Origin of the sequence: Photorhabdus sp. RM96S, from assembly GCF_042879335.1 — a bacterium.
GTDB classification, from domain to species: domain Bacteria; phylum Pseudomonadota; class Gammaproteobacteria; order Enterobacterales; family Enterobacteriaceae; genus Photorhabdus; species Photorhabdus kayaii.
On sequence record NZ_JBHFKT010000026.1, the window covers coordinates 1 to 17,924 of the forward strand.

At 42.9% G+C, this 17,924-nt stretch carries 14 protein-coding genes and 1 pseudogene; 13 read left to right on the forward strand and 2 right to left on the reverse strand.

Annotation, left to right across the window (positions count from 1 at the left end; translation table 11 throughout):
• The first annotated feature begins 116 nt into the window (after positions 1–116).
• Together ACGF49_RS15900 and lhgO are read left to right on the forward strand one after the other, a co-directional pair.
• Positions 117–779, forward strand: coding sequence for a DegT/DnrJ/EryC1/StrS family aminotransferase (locus tag ACGF49_RS15900; RefSeq protein WP_387491817.1), 663 nt, complete (start codon positions 117–119; stop codon positions 777–779).
• A gap of 268 nt (positions 780–1,047) precedes the next feature.
• Positions 1,048–2,238 (forward strand): L-2-hydroxyglutarate oxidase, encoded by a 1,191-nt coding sequence (gene lhgO / locus ACGF49_RS15905; RefSeq protein ID WP_113044328.1) that lies wholly within the window; start codon positions 1,048–1,050, stop codon positions 2,236–2,238.
• Positions 2,239–2,502: 264 nt separating this feature from the next.
• Here lhgO and ACGF49_RS15910 read toward each other — a convergent pair.
• Positions 2,503–3,066 (reverse strand): annotated as a pseudogene (locus ACGF49_RS15910) (helicase-related protein); the annotation flags it as partial.
• 353 nt (positions 3,067–3,419) lie between these two features.
• Here ACGF49_RS15910 and ACGF49_RS15915 point away from each other — a divergent pair.
• The 10 genes from ACGF49_RS15915 to crtB all read left to right on the forward strand — a co-directional run bounded on the left by ACGF49_RS15915 (position 3,420) and on the right by crtB (position 13,733).
• A complete protein-coding gene (locus tag ACGF49_RS15915; protein ID WP_113043568.1) occupies positions 3,420–4,529 on the forward strand; it encodes an S-(hydroxymethyl)glutathione dehydrogenase/class III alcohol dehydrogenase in 1,110 nt (369 codons plus the stop codon).
• Between the two features lie 127 nt (positions 4,530–4,656).
• Complete coding sequence (fghA, locus tag ACGF49_RS15920; RefSeq protein ID WP_228902560.1) at positions 4,657–5,505, forward strand: S-formylglutathione hydrolase; 849 nt, start codon at positions 4,657–4,659, stop codon at positions 5,503–5,505.
• An 890-nt stretch (positions 5,506–6,395) separates the two neighbouring features.
• Positions 6,396–6,725 carry a hypothetical protein gene (locus ACGF49_RS15925; protein WP_113043566.1) on the forward strand — a complete coding sequence of 110 codons (330 nt, stop codon included), beginning with the start codon at positions 6,396–6,398 and terminating at the stop codon, positions 6,723–6,725.
• A 75-nt stretch (positions 6,726–6,800) separates the two neighbouring features.
• Complete coding sequence (locus tag ACGF49_RS15930; protein WP_228901053.1) at positions 6,801–6,953, forward strand: hypothetical protein; 153 nt, start codon at positions 6,801–6,803, stop codon at positions 6,951–6,953.
• 248 nt (positions 6,954–7,201) lie between these two features.
• Complete coding sequence (locus tag ACGF49_RS15935) at positions 7,202–8,635, forward strand: carotenoid oxygenase family protein (protein WP_387491823.1); 1,434 nt, start codon at positions 7,202–7,204, stop codon at positions 8,633–8,635.
• 86 nt (positions 8,636–8,721) lie between these two features.
• Complete coding sequence (locus ACGF49_RS15940) at positions 8,722–9,624, forward strand: polyprenyl synthetase family protein (RefSeq protein ID WP_228901057.1); 903 nt, start codon at positions 8,722–8,724, stop codon at positions 9,622–9,624.
• A 21-nt stretch (positions 9,625–9,645) separates the two neighbouring features.
• Positions 9,646–10,047 (forward strand): alpha-hydroxy-acid oxidizing protein, encoded by a 402-nt coding sequence (locus ACGF49_RS15945; protein ID WP_228901065.1) that lies wholly within the window; start codon positions 9,646–9,648, stop codon positions 10,045–10,047.
• A 113-nt stretch (positions 10,048–10,160) separates the two neighbouring features.
• Positions 10,161–11,336: a lycopene beta-cyclase CrtY gene (gene crtY / locus ACGF49_RS15950; RefSeq protein WP_228901067.1), complete on the forward strand. Its 1,176-nt coding sequence runs from the start codon at positions 10,161–10,163 to the stop codon at positions 11,334–11,336.
• Positions 11,329–12,810, forward strand: coding sequence for a phytoene desaturase (locus ACGF49_RS15955; protein ID WP_349010826.1), 1,482 nt, complete (start codon positions 11,329–11,331; stop codon positions 12,808–12,810). Before crtY ends, ACGF49_RS15955 begins: the two co-directional genes overlap by 8 nt.
• On the forward strand, positions 12,807–13,733 hold the full coding sequence (crtB, locus tag ACGF49_RS15960) for a 15-cis-phytoene synthase CrtB (RefSeq protein WP_387491828.1): 927 nt from the start codon (positions 12,807–12,809) through the stop codon (positions 13,731–13,733). Before ACGF49_RS15955 ends, crtB begins: the two co-directional genes overlap by 4 nt.
• 407 nt (positions 13,734–14,140) lie before the next feature.
• Here crtB and ACGF49_RS15965 read toward each other — a convergent pair whose 3' ends face one another.
• Positions 14,141–14,674, reverse strand: a complete 534-nt coding sequence (locus ACGF49_RS15965) for a single-stranded DNA-binding protein (protein WP_112895396.1) — start codon at positions 14,672–14,674, stop codon at positions 14,141–14,143.
• A 359-nt stretch (positions 14,675–15,033) separates the two neighbouring features.
• Here ACGF49_RS15965 and uvrA point away from each other — a divergent pair, with 359 nt between their 5' ends.
• Complete coding sequence (uvrA, locus tag ACGF49_RS15970; protein WP_113043559.1) at positions 15,034–17,868, forward strand: excinuclease ABC subunit UvrA; 2,835 nt, start codon at positions 15,034–15,036, stop codon at positions 17,866–17,868.
• Positions 17,869–17,924 lie beyond the last annotated feature (56 nt).

Genomic DNA, 17,924 nt, shown 5'->3' on the forward strand with positions numbered 1-17,924 from the left:
AGGTTGAAAACATAAAGATTACCTCAAGTCGTGTTTGTTATTGAGATCAATCTATGAGGAAAAAGTTCAATAACGAGGGGGCAGGTTAAAATATTTGTGTAGGAAAGACAGGCCATATGAGGGGAGTATATGTTATCGAAGATTGTGCTCAAGCCATTGGAACTACTATCAATGACCAGCAAGTCGGTACATTAGGCGATGCTGCGGCTTTTTCGCTACATCCACTGAAAACACTCGGAGGTTTTGGTGATGGTGGGATTCTCATCACTACTAACTCGAAAATAGCTGAGTATGCAAAATTTGCTCGCAATCATGGATTGCAGACACGTAATGAATCTATTTTATTTGGTATAAATTCACGCCTTGATACTTTACAAGCAGCTGCATTAAATATCAAAACTCAGTATTTAAACCAGTGGTTACAACGTCGCAAGGAAATTTCAGCTTTTTATGACAAAGAATTGTTCAATACAAGAACTGGAACAGATTTAGGGGCAGGAAAACCGGGAAACGCTTATTATCATTATGTGGTAAAATCAAAAAACCGAGACAAATTGCAGCAGCACCTAGCTAAACATGGTATTGAAGCCGCTATCCATTATCCAATACCGATTCATCGACAACAAGCATGGCTGCGTAGCCAGCCTCAAATAGCTCTTCCCACTACTGAACGTTTAGCGCAAGAAATTCTCACTATTCCCTGTCATCACCATCTTTCTGACAACGATATTGAGAAGATAGTAATGTTGATAAAGCAATTCGATTTAATTAAGGTTTAATAGAGTCGCACGAATTTACATAAAATTATAATAAACAGAAAACTCCATGAGGTGTGTATCTTTTATCCGCTTATTATTACTGTGTGCCTTTTTCGTGTATTTAAATAGTGTTTGATGGAGTTTAATATCTTTAAAAATGAAAGGTTATGTATACTTAAATATTTATTTAATCTTGATATGAATCATTTTAAATAACATATATGGATACCAACTTTAATTTTTGTCGGTGTCCATATATTATTTAGGAATAAATAAGGAAAAATTAAAAATGTACGACGTTATTATTATTGGAGCGGGATTGGTTGGTCTTGGTGTTGCAAATGCTTTGCAAGAACATAATCCACGATTACATTTATTAATATTAGATAAAGAAAATAGAGTAGCCGCCCATCAAAGTGGACATAATAGCAATGTTGTCCACTCCGGTATTTATTACTCTCCCGGAAGTTTAAAAGCACGTTTAGCAAAAAAAGGAAACCAAACTATATATCACTTTTGTCAGGAGTACGGGTTATATTATGACCGCTGCGGTAAAGTAATAGTGGCAACACATCAAAAAGAGCTTCCTTTTCTGGATAATATCTATCAGAGGGGATTACAAAACGGGATTGAAATTAATCGATTATCACGATCTGATTTAAAAAAGCGCGAGCCTTATGTCAATGGGTTGGAAGCTATTCTGGTTCCGGATGCAGGAATTGTGAATTACCCAGAAATTGCCGGAAAATTAGCTGAGATTATTCAAAATAGGGATGGGAATATTTATTATCAACAGCAGGTGTGTTCAATTCATGAATATACCGACTACGTTGAAATACAAACCTTACATGCGAGTTATAAGGCCAAACAGATTGTGAACTGTGCTGGATTGCATAGCGATAGAATTGCTAAGTTAGCGGGGTATGAAACAAGAATGAAAATTGTGCCATTTCGTGGTGAGTATTACGTTCTGGATAGTAGTAAAAATTATTTGGTCAACCATCTGATATATCCTGTTCCTAATCCTGATTTTCCATTCCTTGGTGTGCATTTCACACGAATGTTCAATGGCAAACGGGATGTTGGTCCGAACGCGGTATTAGCTTTTAAACGAGAGGGATATTGCAAAACTGATTTTTGTCTGCAAGATATGATGGAGATACTCACTTATAAAGGTTTTTGGAAGATTGCTACACGTTATTTCAGTGAAGGTATAGCAGAAATTCGACGTTCGTTTTCGCTCCAATTTTTTACCGAAAATGCCCGTCAGCTTATTCCTGATTTGCAATCAGAGGACATCTCTTTGGGGGCAGCTGGAGTTCGTGCCCAAGCATTGACAATTGATGGAAAATTGGTAGATGATTTTCATTTTGTAGTTGGTCATCGTTCATTACATGTTTGCAATGCACCTTCACCAGCTGCAACGGCATCAATAGAAATTGGACGAGAGATTGTAAGAAGATATTTTCCAACTTTTTGAATATAGTAGAACGGTAAAAGTAATCATCAATCACTCCCAGCCGTCTGTTTTTTTACCTTATACTTTGATTATCACTTTAACAGGGCGATAATCAAAACATAAAGTTGGTAGATTTTGAAAAGTATCACCCGACATTCCTGAATTGGGTGCGGAATGTCGGATTAAAAAAAACATTTGCTCTGAGCCTATTATTTACTCACAGAATAATCTTACTATGCGAAACTGCATATTATAATTAACGGGCCAATCGGCCCGTTTAAAGATTTACGCATTGCTATTGGTTGGCGCTTCTGGTTTTGGATTACCGGAAGGTTTACGGCGTTTACCGATATTTTTGCTATCTCGATGACGTATTTTAGCTTTTTTCTTCGATTCTTCCGCTTTCTTTTTCTCTTTGCGTTTAGCCAATACTTTTTTCGATGGCTTATTGTGGGCTTTGTCACTTGGTGCTTTGGTTGTTGGGCGAAGTTCATCAACAATCCGCGACGTGAGTGGTTCATTCAGATAGCGACTGATTTTGCCTAATAAAGGATGATCATGCGCTTCCACTAAGGTAATTGCAGTACCTTTACCTGCACGAGCTGTCCGGCCAATACGGTGTAGATAAATATCGGCGGTGCGCGGTAAATCAAAATTGAAAACATGGCTGATATCATCAATATCCAATCCACGGGTAGCAATATCTGTTGCAACCAGAACAGTGATACTGCCATCATTCAGGTGCTTAACTGCTTCCGTCCTTTTAGCCTGTACCATTTCCCCTTCAAGGTATCGGGCTTTAATGCCAGCTTGATGCAATTCATCCACAAGTTCATGAACACGTTCACGTTATTTAGTTAAAACTCCCAAGAATCTCATTGCTTAACCGATACTTTGCCAGCCAATAGAGCTATGTTGGATATTATGGAACTCACAATGACTGGTGCAAAGTTTGGTTATTTCTCCGCAACCCGACTTTTCCTGAAAGGACATCTGTAACCATGACAAATCATAGTTTTCCAATTATCGCGAGTCAGCTATTTTAAAAATACGTATTAATGTTAAAATTTTTGTACCATTTCTACAGATGCGAAATCATATTCTTAATAAACTATTACAAAGATATCTTCGCTGACAAGCCGATTGACTTTATTAATCTGTATTCGCAAACGCGTCGCACTGTCTATTCAGAAGGAGAACTTATGAAATCAAGAGCTGCTGTTGCATTCGGACCGGGCCGCCCCCTTGAAATCGTTGAAATCGATGTAGCCCCGCCCCAAGCCGGTGAAGTGCTGGTCAAAATCAGCCATACCGGTGTGTGTCATACGGATGCCTTCACCCTATCAGGGGATGATCCGGAGGGCATTTTTCCTGTCATACTCGGGCATGAAGGCGCCGGCATAGTCGTTGAGGTTGGTGAAGGCGTCACCAGCGTCAAACCCGGTGACCACGTTATCCCTCTTTATACCGCAGAATGCAGAGAGTGCCTGTTCTGCAAATCAGGAAAAACCAACCTGTGTGTGTCCGTGCGGGCAACTCAAGGGAAAGGCGTCATGCCGGACAGCACAACCCGTTTTTCCTATAAAGGGCAGCCTATTTATCATTATATGGGATGCTCCACATTCAGCGAATACACAGTCGTAGCCGAAGTATCACTGGCAAAAATCAACCCGGAAGCAAACCATGAAGAAGTGTGCCTGCTGGGCTGCGGTGTCACTACCGGCATCGGCGCAGTGCATAATACCGCTAAAGTACAGTCTGGTGATTCCGTTGCCGTCTTTGGGCTCGGCGGCATTGGCCTTGCCGTGATCCAAGGCGCTCGTCAGGCAAAAGCTGGCAAGATTATTGCCATCGATACAAATCCAGCAAAATTTGCGCTGGCAAAACAGTTCGGTGCAACCGACTGCCTGAACCCAAATGATTACGACAAACCTATTCAGCAAGTCATTATCGAGATGACGGAATGGGGAGTGGATCATACCTTCGAATGTATTGGTAATGTCAATGTGATGCGTGCCGCGCTCGAAAGCGCACATCGTGGTTGGGGGCAATCAGTGATTATTGGTGTAGCCGGTGCGGGACAGGAAATATCAACCCGTCCATTCCAACTGGTTACTGGTCGTTCGTGGCGAGGCACTGCCTTTGGCGGTGTCAAAGGCCGCAGTCAGTTGCCTAAAATGGTGGAAGAGGCAATGAAAGGTGAAATTGAGTTAAAACCTTTTGTTACTCACACCTTGCCGCTCGAACGCATTAATGAAGCATTCGATCTGATGCATGAGGGAAAATCGATTCGCACAGTCATCCATTACTAAGTCGTTCTGAAGGAGTTAAAAACCATGCTGTAATAGGCGGTTTTTAACAAAACAGGAAACGATAGCCTCAAGTTCACCGTTACATGAGTGAACCTGTATGTTTTACAGATTTACAGAGGGAAAAAGAATGGAGAGGATTGAACGCCACGCTTGTTTTGGGGGATGGCAGGATGTTTATCAGCATGAATCGGCCGTGCTTGGCTGTGCCATGAATTTTGCTGTTTACCTTCCTCCTCAGGCTGAACACCAGAAATTACCGGTGCTGTATTGGCTCTCAGGCTTAACATGTAATGAGCAAAATTTCATTACAAAAGCAGGAGCTCAACGCTACGCTGCCGAACAGGGTATTATCCTCGTCGCCCCAGATACCAGCCCTCGTGGTGAGAAAGTTGCAGATGATGGCGCCTATGATTTGGGTCAGGGAGCCGGTTTTTACCTCAACGCAACACAGGAACCCTGGGCACGGCACTATCGCATGTATGATTATGTGGTGTCAGAGCTACCAGTACTGATCGAAGCACACTTCCCGGTAACAGCCGCTCGGGCCATCAGTGGTCATTCGATGGGAGGCCACGGTGCACTGATGATCGCGCTACGCAATCCAGATCGTTACCACAGCGTGTCGGCCTTTTCACCGATTATTGCTCCTTCTCAAGTTCCTTGGGGAGAAAAAGCTTTTCGCGCTTATCTGGGTGAAGATCGTGACATATGGAAAGCCTATGATACAGTCGAGCTGCTGGCTAATAACGCCGAGCCATTGCATATGTTAATTGACATCGGTACCGATGATCCGTTTCTTGAAGAGCAATTACGTCCTGAGCTGTTGAAGGATGTATGCGAAAGCACTGAGCATCCTTACACATTGAACCTACGCACTGGTTATGATCATAGTTACTATTTTGTCGCCAGTTTTATCGGCGAGCATATCGCATATCATGCCAAGGTATTGAAGGGAATTTGTTGTGATAATCAATAAATTACATACGAATCCATTAATATTTTTACAATAAAGTATGACCAAACCAATATATTGGCGGTTATTTGATCAGATCAATACAAATTCAGACAAAAAGCCCTACGTTAACAAGGTATTAAAGAAATTTTTTACCCTATTTATCTTGGGCAAATTGCAGAGTGGACCGCTGGTTTGAATTAATCTTTCCAGCGGCTCCCCCTACAACAAAGTCACTTGAACAGCCTAAAAGGACAGAAGATATTAGGAAACAGACTTTTCACCGGTGACAAAATGGAAAATAAGATTTGTTATTAATAAACTAAATAATCGCTCACATCAGACATTGAGATACAAAACACCTAATGAATTATTTTTAAATCAAAAAATTATCTTATAGTATTAGATAAGGTCATTTTTATTTATTATACTAATATACAGACTTTAATTAAATATTGATCCAAGAGATAAATTATTATCATAAACCAATTAAATAATCGACTGAGAAAAAATCAGGATGGAAAAACATCCAATGATTTATTAAGGAAACACGAAATGATTTACTCACAGTGTAATTATGTCGCAATTAACATGATAAACCACCAAACGTTATAAATTTAAATTATTACCAATTAAAACAATAAAGATGTTGTTATATAAAAAACATCTCATTGTATTGTAAAGAAAAATATCAACCACATTAAACATCTAACGAAAGGAAATCATTTATGCTTGGTACTTATCAAGATAATCTTTATTTTTTCATAGAATAAATATAATAATTATTTGTTATAGTGGTTTTAATGTGTTATTTATTCCACTCGTTAAGATTTATTTTTTATTTAACACATCTTAGACGACTTATGTATTTGAATAGCTAAATGTTATTAGTTTTTTCTCAAAAGGAGACTGTGATGACATTGCAAGAAATCGGCAAAATGAGCCTTAAAAATTCAGGTGGATTCATTGCCAGAATCCAATTCAGTTATATGGATGGCGATGGTGAAAAGCATTTAAGTAAGCAAGGTAATAATATTACTCTTGGATTAACCGATACTGTTGACCCAGGCGATCTTGGGGTTCCTGATGGATCAACAGTTTTTATGCATGTATTTGTAGTATGGGGAAATGATAATGAAGCCCGTAAAGCTTTTTTATACAAAAAAGGAAGCCAAGTGCTTGCCAGCTACGATATCAGTGGTACGACATTAAGCAGTGATCTTGGCTTGATTGATGTTTCGTAATACATATATACCTTATAGATTTCAAGATGCATCGCGACGGCAAGGGAGCGAATCCCCGGGAGCATAGCAAACTATGTGACCGGGGTGAGTGAGTGCAGCCAACAAAGAGGCAACTTGAAAGATGATGGGTATAAGCCTTACATTTTTAAACTGTTCCCCTATTTACGGATTGGTGTCCAACATTTGGGGAACAGTTCATGCTTGCACTCTCTCACGTTCCGAGCCTGAGAACACGTTTATCAGGCATTGCTCCTAATATTTCAGTCACCCTTCTACATGTACACCATCACACCAAAAGTGTGTTAGTTAGTGGCAGGGTTCTTTTTTGTGATTTCGGTTATAAAAATCCATTTGAAAAAAAATAGTTCTGTTCATATTCAGCACAGTACTGTTATTTTAGTATTATTGCATCTTCTTGTAGAGCTCCTGTATTAAATCATTACCTATTATTCAGTTGGAAATATAGAGGTGAAGGCTTGAGCGATTTTGTATTCTCGAAAAACCATCTAAATCCCTTTCAATCCCAGTTAGAGGAACTTGATTCAAAATTAGTTCCTATTAAAGGAGAGGTTCCTTCAAAGTTAAAAGGTTCTTTCTTTAGAATTGGTCCCGGTCGCCTGCACAGGGGAGACGAATATTATAATCATCCATTTGATGGGGATGGGATGATATTTAAAGTAACGTTCAGTGATAATGGGGTATTCTATAGAAACAGACATGTGTTAACAAAAGAATACTTAAGAGAAGAAGAAGCTCAAAGGTTACTGTATCGCTCAGTTGGAACCGTCCCCAAAAAACTAAAATTCAGGATGAGATTTTTTATTATTAAAAATCCGGCAAATACAAATATTGTGTATCATTCTCATAAACTTCTGGCGTTGTGGGAAGGAGGAATGCCACATTTAATTAATCCGGTAACTCTTGAGACAATTTCAAAATATGATTTTTCTGGAAAGCTAAGAGCACGATTCTCTTTCCTTCCCAAACTTAACCTTCGTGAAGTACCATTTACAGCACATCCTAAAAAAATACCAGATGATGATAATTTATATGGATTTGGTGTGACATATGGTATTGGTTCTAAGTTGACGCTATACAAAATAGACAATACCGGTGACATGACTGTTATATGCAACATTCCGCTTAAGAAAAGGTACTTAATTCACGACTTCATAGTGACAAAAAATTACTTTTTATTTTTTTTAGGTGGGCCGCATATAAATCTTAAGTTGAGGAACGTAATTGGCAATGAAAGCATACTTGCATCTATGAATTCATGTGAAAATGAAGATGGCAGGGTTCTTTTAGTTTCAAGAGAATGCCATGATGCGAAATTCTATGATGCAGCTCCTGGATTTATTTTTCATTTCACAAATGGCTATGAAGATGCCGATGGAAATGTGATTTTTGATGCCCCATTTTGGCGGTCATTCCCAGTATTTACACAGAATATATTTAAAAATAATAGTTCAGAACTTTGTCGTTTTACTTTATGCACTGCATCCGGGAATGTCGATAAAGAAATTTTATTCAGGGGGAATACTGATTTCCCAGCCATAAACCCTACAGTCTGTGGTAGAAAGTACAGATATGCCTGGTTCGTTTGCTGGGGGGATTCTGAAAGTGAAGAGAGATCAATAACTAAATTTGATTTTTTTGACAAGAGTGTAATAAGCCACAGTTTTGATAATGATTTGCCTGAAGAACCTGTTTTTGTAGCCAAAAAGGGTTCTGTTAAAGAAGATGATGGTTGGCTTATTTTTAAGGTTTATGTCGAAAAATTGCACTGTACAGATGTCGTGGTTTTAAATGCTGATGATCTCTCAATGGTGTGCAGATTGCGTTTGCCGCACCATATTCCAATGGGAATGCATCACTGCTGGATAAATGAAGTTATGCTGGAAGCCTAAAGCCTAAAGCCTGTAGTAGTAATATAAACTTATCATTGTTTTTCAAATAGCTTAGTGAAATTATTTACGTGATTCGGGAAATATTTATGAACGTTAGTACTGCACAAGTTATGAATTATGAAGAAACATTACTGGAGTTACAGAGTGCACTACAACAGCACCTAGAATTGGTACTTCCCTCAGGAGCCCCGGATGACAAAGTCTGCGCAGCCATGCGAGAAAGTACACTAGTGTCTGGAAAACGTATCCGCCCCCTCTTATTGTTGCTCATAGTCCTGGATCTTGGAGAAAACCCCTGGAAGACCGACTTTCTACAGCTGGCATCTGCAATTGAAATAGTACATGCAGCCTCATTAATTTTAGACGATCTTCCCTGTATGGATAATGCTGAGCATCGGCGCGGACGCCCAGCTATTCATCGGCAGTATGGTGAAAGTGTAGCGATCCTGGCGGCTGTAGCCTTGCTAAGCCGGGCTTTTGGTCTCATTGTAGAAACAAATCTTTCTGAATACGATAAATCTGCTTCTGTCGCCATACTTTCTCATGCAGTTGATTTAAACGGTCTTGTCCAGGGACAGTTTCGCGATCTGAACAATACATTATGTACTGGTAATTATCACACCATTGCGGCCACCAACGATTTAAAAACCGGTTTGCTTTTCGACGCAACATTTCAGTTAGCGGCCATTGCTGTGAATGCACCTGATATAACTCGTCAGGCATTACGCCATGTATCACAACATTTGGGGCAGGCATTTCAATTACTGGATGACTTGAGCGATGATCTAAATAATACAGGGAAAGATATGTCTCAGGATAAGGAAAAGTTAACAATGGTTACACTGCTCGGAGAATCTAAAGTGCATGAACATTTACGCAGGCACATCAGATACATTGATAAATATTTGGCGGTAGCGTGTCGCAGAAATTTAGCCTCACGATATTTTATACGATATTGGTTTGATAAAAATATTGCGATGTTTAATTAATTTCAACCTTGGCCCAAAAAAATGAAAAAGATCGATCACACTCAACGTAAAAATGAGCATCTGGATATTATATTCCATTCTCCTCAAACTGAGACCCAGGTAAAAACAGGGTTTGCTGAGTGGCGATTTCAGCATTGTGCTCTGCCAGAATTGGATCTGGACAGAATAGATCTTAAGTGTTCCCTCTTTGGAAAAATTTTGCAGGCACCATTGCTCATAAGCTCGATGACTGGAGGGGTTCATCGTGCTCATGCGATTAATCACCATCTTGCAGAGGCAGCTCAAATATTAGGAATTTCAATGGGGGTCGGGTCGCAACGTGTTGCTCTTGAAAATGAAGCAAACGATGGGCTTAGTCGCTCACTACGTCAAATAGCTCCTGATATTGCTGCTCTGCGTACAGCTGTTCTGCTCCCAACGTGAGTTTTTCCGCTATGATTGCATGTCTTTAATCTCTTTCAACAAACACGAATTTCCGTGATGTATATGACTCTTGATGAGGTGAGTAACTTTGTGATTGCCGGAGGATCAACAAAATGATGTACGACTGGGATCTGATTTTGGTGGGGGGAGGATTGGCTAACGGACTGATCGCGATGCGTCTCCAGCAGTGTAAACCACATCTCCGAGTGTTGATGATTGAAAACACAGAAACAATAGGAGGCAATCACACGTGGTCATTTCATCAACATGATCTTACTGAGGCGGAACATGGGTGGATAGCACCGCTGATCACCTATCGCTGGTCAGGTTATGACGTAATTTTTCCAGCATTTCAGCGCACATTGCCACATTCATATTTCAGTGTTACGTCCCAACACTTTGCAAACATACTCCAGGCATATTTGGGCGAGCGTATACAGACTCGTTTATTAGTAAAGGAGCTAACCCCACAGAAGGTTTACTTACAGGACGGTTCGGCTCTAAATGCAGGCGCAGTCATTGATGGGAGAGGCTGGCGACCAGGACCATTTATTGGGAGTGGTACCCAGGCATTTTTTGGTCAGGAATGGGAACTGGAAGAATCGCACTCTTTAACCCGCCCGATTTTAATGGATACCAGTGTGGGACAGAATACAGGTTATCGATTTATCTATGTCCTACCGTTTTCCTCAACTCGTCTGCTGATAGAGGATACTCATTACGTTGATCGGGGAGCACCGGATAAGACCTTGTCACAGGCAACTATCGCAGAGTACGCGAAGAGGCATGGTTGGAAACTGGGTAAACTAGTTCGAGAAGAGAGCAGTTGTCTCCCGATTACACTTACGGGGGATTTTACCTCTTTCTGGGCACAACTAGCAGGCCAGCCCACCAGTGGGTTACGTGCAGCTTTATTTCACCCCACAACAGGCTACTCTCTGCCACACGCTGTTCGGTTGGCAGATCGTATTGTTGCTCTGCCAGAGCTTACCGATACCTCCTTATTCATTACCCTCAGGAATTACGCACGGCAGCAGTGGCAACACCAACGCTTTTTCCGTCTTCTAAATCGCATGCTCTTCCTCGCTGGGGCTCCACAACAACGTTGGAAAGTGATGCAACGTTTTTATCAACTTTCCCCAGATCTGATTGCACGTTTTTATGCAGAGCAACTTAATTCCATCGATAAGGCCCGGATTCTCATAGGTAAACCGCCGGTGCCGATAAAAGGTGCCCTAAAGGCAATGTTTAAACAACACAAGAAGCTTCAGGGTTTTTATCATGATTAAAGCGCTGGTAATTGGTGCTGGTTTTGGTGGGCTGGCGCTGGCAATAAGGCTCCAGTCTGCGGGAATTCCGACATGTATTTTGGAACAACGGGATAAACCAGGTGGACGCGCTTATGTTTATAAGGAACAGGGGTTCACCTTTGATGCTGGCCCCACCGTAATCACCGCTCCCAATGTCATTGAAGAATTGTTCACACAGGCTGGTAAACGTATGGCTGATTACGTCGATTTACTTCCCGTACGCCCTTTTTATCGGCTCTGCTGGGAGTCGGGCAAGATGTTTGATTATGACAATGATCAGCAACATCTGGAAACACAAATCCATACGTTCAATCCAGGTGATGTTAACGGGTATCGACGCTTTCTGGACTATTCTCGGAAGACCTTTGATGAAGGCTACCTGAAACTTGGAACAGTGCCCTTCCTCTCTTTTCGCGACATGCTGAGTGCGGCTCCACAGTTGATACGTTTACACGCATGGCGTAGTGTTTATCGCCAAGTGTCACACTATATCAAGGATGAGAGTCTGCGCCAGGCATTTTCATTTCACTCGCTACTGATAGGAGGTAACCCCTTTGCTGTATCTTCTATCTATACTTTGATCCACGCACTGGAACGAGAATGGGGAGTCTGGTTTCCGCGTGGAGGAACCAGCGCCTTGGTCGAAGCAATGGTGAAATTGTTTACTGATATTGGTGGAAAAATTGAGCTTAATGCAAAAGTAAAACGCCTCACCACTCATGGTAATCGGGTCACAGGCGTACAATTGACTGATGGACGAAATATGACATGTGACGTTGTGGCCTCAAATGCCGATGTTATTCATACCTATAAACATCTGTTGAGTCAGCATCCGGTCGGAATGGCCCGCGCCCGAACACTGGTGCGTAAACGAATGAGCAACTCACTGTTCGTGCTTTATTTCGGTCTGAACCACCACCATGCCCAATTAGCCCATCATACCGTTTGCTTTGGTCCACGCTATAAGGAACTCATCGAAGATATTTTTTATCATGACCGACTGGCGGAGGATTTTTCGCTCTATCTCCATGCCCCCTGTGTTACTGACCCATCCCTTGCTCCCCCGGGGTGCGCAAGTTACTACGTTCTGGCCCCTGTACCACACCTAGGGACAGCTAATCTCAACTGGGATATAGAGGGGCCACGCTTACGCGACCGTATTTTCGCGTATCTGGAAAAGTACTATATGCCCGGTCTGCTCAAGCAGTTAGTCGTTCATCGTATTTTTACCCCATTTGATTTTCGTGACCAGCTAAATGCCCATCTAGGTTCGGCCTTCTCCTTTGAACCATTGCTGACACAAAGCGCCTGGTTCCGACCACACAATCGGGACATCCGTTTTGATAATCTGTACCTTGTCGGCGCAGGAACACATCCTGGAGCGGGTATTCCCGGCGTAATTGGATCAGCAAAAGCCACAGCCACATTGATGTTAGAGGATATAGCCAGATGAATCCCGCGCTACTTAAACACGTTACTCAGATAATGGAGCAAGGCTCAAAAAGTTTTGCCAGTGTCACCCGACTTTTCGATACGGCAACACGGCACAACACAATGATGCTGTACGCCTGGTGCCGTTATTGTGATGATATAATAGACGGGCAAGAGCTGGGGAGACAAATAAGCAATGTTGATAAGTATGACGCCCACGAGAAACTTCAAATGCTGCAATACTTGACGAAGCAGGCTTATGACGGCTTGCCGATGACCGAACCTGCTTTTGCAGCCTTTCAGATAGTTGCTCTGAGTAATGAAATCCCTCAGCAACAGGCCTTCGAACATCTGGAGGGATTCGCGATGGATGTACGCGGTGACCCTTGCAGAACGTTAGATGATACTCTGAGATATTGTTACCATGTCGCGGGAGTGGTTGGGCTGATGATGGCAAAGGTGATGGGGGTTCGCGAGGCGAGTGTGCTGGATCGGGCCTGCGATCTAGGAATTGCTTTTCAGTTAACTAACATTGCTCGGGATATTATTGAGGATGCGAAGGCCGGGCGTTGCTATCTTCCGCTAGAATGGCTTCACCAAGAAGGGCTAATGCCAGACACACTTATTTATACCGAAAACCGTCCTGCGCTAGCTCGGGTGGCATCCCGATTGATTGTAGAAGCGGAATCTTATTATACCTCCGCTCTGACAGGGCTTGTTGGTTTACCTTTGCGTTCAGCCTGGGTCATCGCTTCTGCTCATGGTATCTATCGTGAAATCGGCATTAAAGTACAGCAAGCAGAAGCACAAGCCTGGAAGTGCAGACAAAAAACTAATCGTGGAGAGAAGGTTACCTTATTAATGGCCGGTGCAATGCAGGCGCTGATGTCTCGGGTGGCAATCATAACGCCACGCGATCCCAAATTGTGGCAGCGGCCTCATTAAAAATTAACTCCCTTTGTTGTGTAGTACCCTGCATTTCGTCACCTAAACAGAGATGTTAACTATGAATGTCAATAATGGGTTAAAAATGGGCCTTCCACATTTTGAATGTAAGTGTCTAGCAAGCAACCGTCTCCCATGTCTAAACTCTTGTCGATAGCGTAGACGTCAACCTGTTGCAGAAGAGCATATGTTTAGGTAAAACAAGAGTGGCTGGCGCAAAGTAGGTTATTTCCCCGCAACCAGCCTTTTCCTGACATGCTACACTCCCCTCCCTCTTTCGAAGTGCAAACCCATTACTGGGTAAGGATTAGTCAGGCTCGCAATAGGCACTCCAACCGCCTATGATTATCACGATGACACAATATAACCAATTGTTTTATAATGAAAAACAATGAAAAATTAAAATCCTAGAACGGAATATCATCATCAAAATCCATTGGTGGCTCATTGCTTTGTGGAGCAGAGGATTGAGCAGGACGCGAAGGAGCGCCGCCGCCGCTGAACTGCTGAGATTGTTGCTGTGGTTGTGGCTGCTGTGGCTGTCCCCAACCGCTGCCTTGTGGTTGGCTATCCTGGAAACTACCACCACCAGCACGGCTGCCCAACATTTGCATGGTACCGCCCATGTTTACCACCACCTCCGTGGTGTAACGCTCCTGACCGTTCTGATCCTGCCATTTGCGGGTTTGCAGAGAACCTTCAATATAAACCTGTGAACCTTTACGCAGGTATTCACCCGCGACTTCCGCCAGTTTGCCAAATAAAACAACCCGGTGCCATTCAGTCTTCTCTTTCATCTCGCCGGTCTGTTTATCTCGCCAGCTTTCAGAAGTCGCCAAAGTAATGTTAGTCACTGCACCGCCGTTTGGCATATAGCGGACTTCCGGGTCTTGCCCCAGGTTACCGATTAAAATAACTTTGTTTATGCCTCTGCTGGCCATTGGGAATACTCCTGATGAAATGAATTTCTACAATTATTAAGCAACACAGTTTAACATGCGACGCTAAAAATGAAACGCAGCCGCTTTAAAGCAGACTTTGCGAAGCTCACCGTAATTTAATTCCGTACTTATTACATTATTTCACTTAAACACTGTATATCTAATCAGTCAACTCTGTGTAATAATAACTCACTTATTATTATATACCCTATGGATTTCAAGATGCATCGCGGCGGCAAGGGAGTGAATCCCCGGGAGCATAGCAAACTATGTGACCGGGGTGAGCGAGTGCAGCCAACAAAGAGGCAACTTGAAAGATAACGGGTATATGCACGTATGAATAATCCGGGAAATGGTTCATGGACAACATCGAAGTTCGGGGCGCACGTACCCACAATCTCAAAAATATCAATCTGATAATTCCCCGAGACAAGCTGATCGTTATCACCGGTTTGTCCGGCTCAGGTAAGTCTTCTCTGGCATTTGATACGCTTTATGCCGAGGGGCAACGTCGCTATGTGGAATCGCTTTCAGCTTATGCGCGCCAGTTTCTGTCACTGATGGAGAAACCCGATGTTGACCATATTGAAGGATTATCCCCGGCCATTTCTATTGAGCAGAAATCCACTTCCCATAACCCACGCTCAACCGTAGGGACTATTACCGAAATTCATGATTATCTGCGTTTGCTGTTTGCCCGCGTAGGTGAACCTCGTTGCCCAGATCACGATATTCCATTGACGGCACAAACTGTTAGTCAGATGGTAGATAATGTGCTAACACTGCCAGAAGGTCATCGCCTGATGTTGCTGGCGCCTATCGTCAAAGAGCGAAAAGGCGAGCATACTAAATTGTTGGATAATCTGGCAGCACAAGGTTATATCCGCGCCCGTATTGATGGTGAAGTATGTGATCTATCCGATCCGCCGAAATTAGAATTACAGAAGAAACACACCATTGATGTGGTCATTGATCGCTTTAAAGTTCGTGCCGATCTGGCACAACGCCTCGCTGAATCTTTTGAAACAGCGCTGGAACTTTCAGGCGGCACCGCTATTGTCGCCAATATAGATGATAATACAGCCGAAGAGCTGATTTTCTCCGCTAACTTTGCGTGTCCTGCATGTGGCTACAGCATGAGTGAGCTGGAACCACGCCTATTCTCTTTTAACAACCCTGCCGGGGCTTGCCCTACTTGTGATGGTTTAGGTATTCAGCAATTTTTTGATCCTGATAGAGTCATTCAGAATGGTGATATCTCCCTGGCCGGTGGTGCAATTCGTGGCTGGGATCGCCGTAATTTCTACTATTTCCAGATGCTATGTTCATTGGCAGAACATTATAAATTCGATATCGAAGCACCCTTCAATTCCCTCAGCACCAATATTCAGAAAGTGGTGTTGTACGGTTCCGGTAAACAATCCATCGAATTTAAATACACCAATGACCGTGGCGATACCACAGTGCGTAACCATCCGTTCGAAGGTGTACTGCATAATATGGAACGCCGTTATAAAGAGACGGAATCCACTGCCGTTCGGGAGGAATTGGCGAAATATATTAGTAATCGTTCATGTATTTCCTGCCACGGAACTCGCTTACGTAAAGAAGCCCGTTACGTATTTATTGAGAATACCACTCTGCCGGAGATCTCTGATTTCAGTATCGGCCATGCGATGGATTTTTTCCAAAACATTAAACTCAGCGGTCAACGTGCACAAATTGCTGAAAAAGTACTGAAAGAGATCCATGACCGTCTGAAATTCCTGGTTAATGTTGGTCTGAATTATCTGACGCTCTCCCGTTCTGCCGAAACTCTGTCCGGTGGCGAAGCTCAACGTATCCGCCTTGCCAGCCAGATTGGTGCAGGTTTAGTGGGAGTGATGTATGTACTTGATGAACCTTCTATCGGGTTGCACCAGCGGGATAATGAACGCCTGCTGGAAACACTAATCCATTTGCGCAATCTGGGAAATACCGTGATTGTGGTTGAGCATGATGAGGATGCCATCCGGGCTGCCGACCATATCATTGATATCGGCCCCGGTGCAGGTGTTCATGGCGGTGAAATCGTCGCGGAAGGCACAGTTAAAGACATTATGGTGAGCAAAGATTCACTAACAGGTCAATTCCTGAGTGGAGAACGTGAAATTGCCATCCCAGAGAAGCGTATCCCGGCAGATCCGAAAAAGGTGCTGAAACTGATCGGAGCGAAAGGTAATAACCTGAAAAATGTGACGTTCAATCTGCCAGTTGGGTTATTTACTTGTATTACCGGGGTTTCTGGTTCCGGTAAATCGACGTTAATCAATGATACGCTGTTTCCGATTGCACAACGCCAGTTAAATGGCGCAACCAATATCACCCCTGCGCCTTATATCGATATTCAAGGGCTAGAGCATTTCGATAAAGTGATTGATATTGACCAGAGCCCGATTGGCCGAACTCCCCGCTCTAACCCGGCAACTTATACCGGCATCTTTACACCAGTCCGGGAATTATTCGCTGGCGTACCTGAATCACGCACCCGTGGTTATACACCTGGACGATTCAGTTTTAACGTTAAAGGTGGACGCTGTGAAGCTTGCCAAGGTGATGGCGTTATTAAGGTAGAAATGCACTTCTTGCCTGATATTTATGTCCCTTGTGATCAGTGCAAAGGTAAACGTTATAACCGTGAAACACTGGAAGTCAAATATAAGGGCAAGAATATCAATGAAGTCTTGAATATGACGATCGAAGAAGCTCGCGAATTCTTTGATGCAGTTCCTGCTCTGGCCCGTAAACTGCAAACCCTCATGGACGTTGGCCTTTCTTACATCCGTCTGGGACAATCAGCAACAACGTTATCAGGCGGTGAAGCGCAGCGAGTAAAACTGGCGCGTGAACTATCCAAACGCGGAACTGGGCAGACGTTATATATTCTTGATGAGCCAACAACAGGTTTGCATTTTGCTGATATTCAGCAACTATTAGCGGTTCTGCATCAGTTACGCGATCAAGGGAATACCATTGTGGTTATTGAACATAACCTTGATGTGATAAAAACCGCTGACTGGATCGTGGATCTTGGCCCAGAAGGAGGTAGCGGCGGCGGTGAAGTTCTGATTTCTGGTACACCAGAAGAGGTCGCCAAATGTGAAAAATCACATACTGCACGTTTCCTAAAACCTATATTGAAGAAAGAGGCATAATTCATAGATAGGGGCTCAGTTAGCCCCTTATTTTCTAGCCGCAACTTTTTGAAACA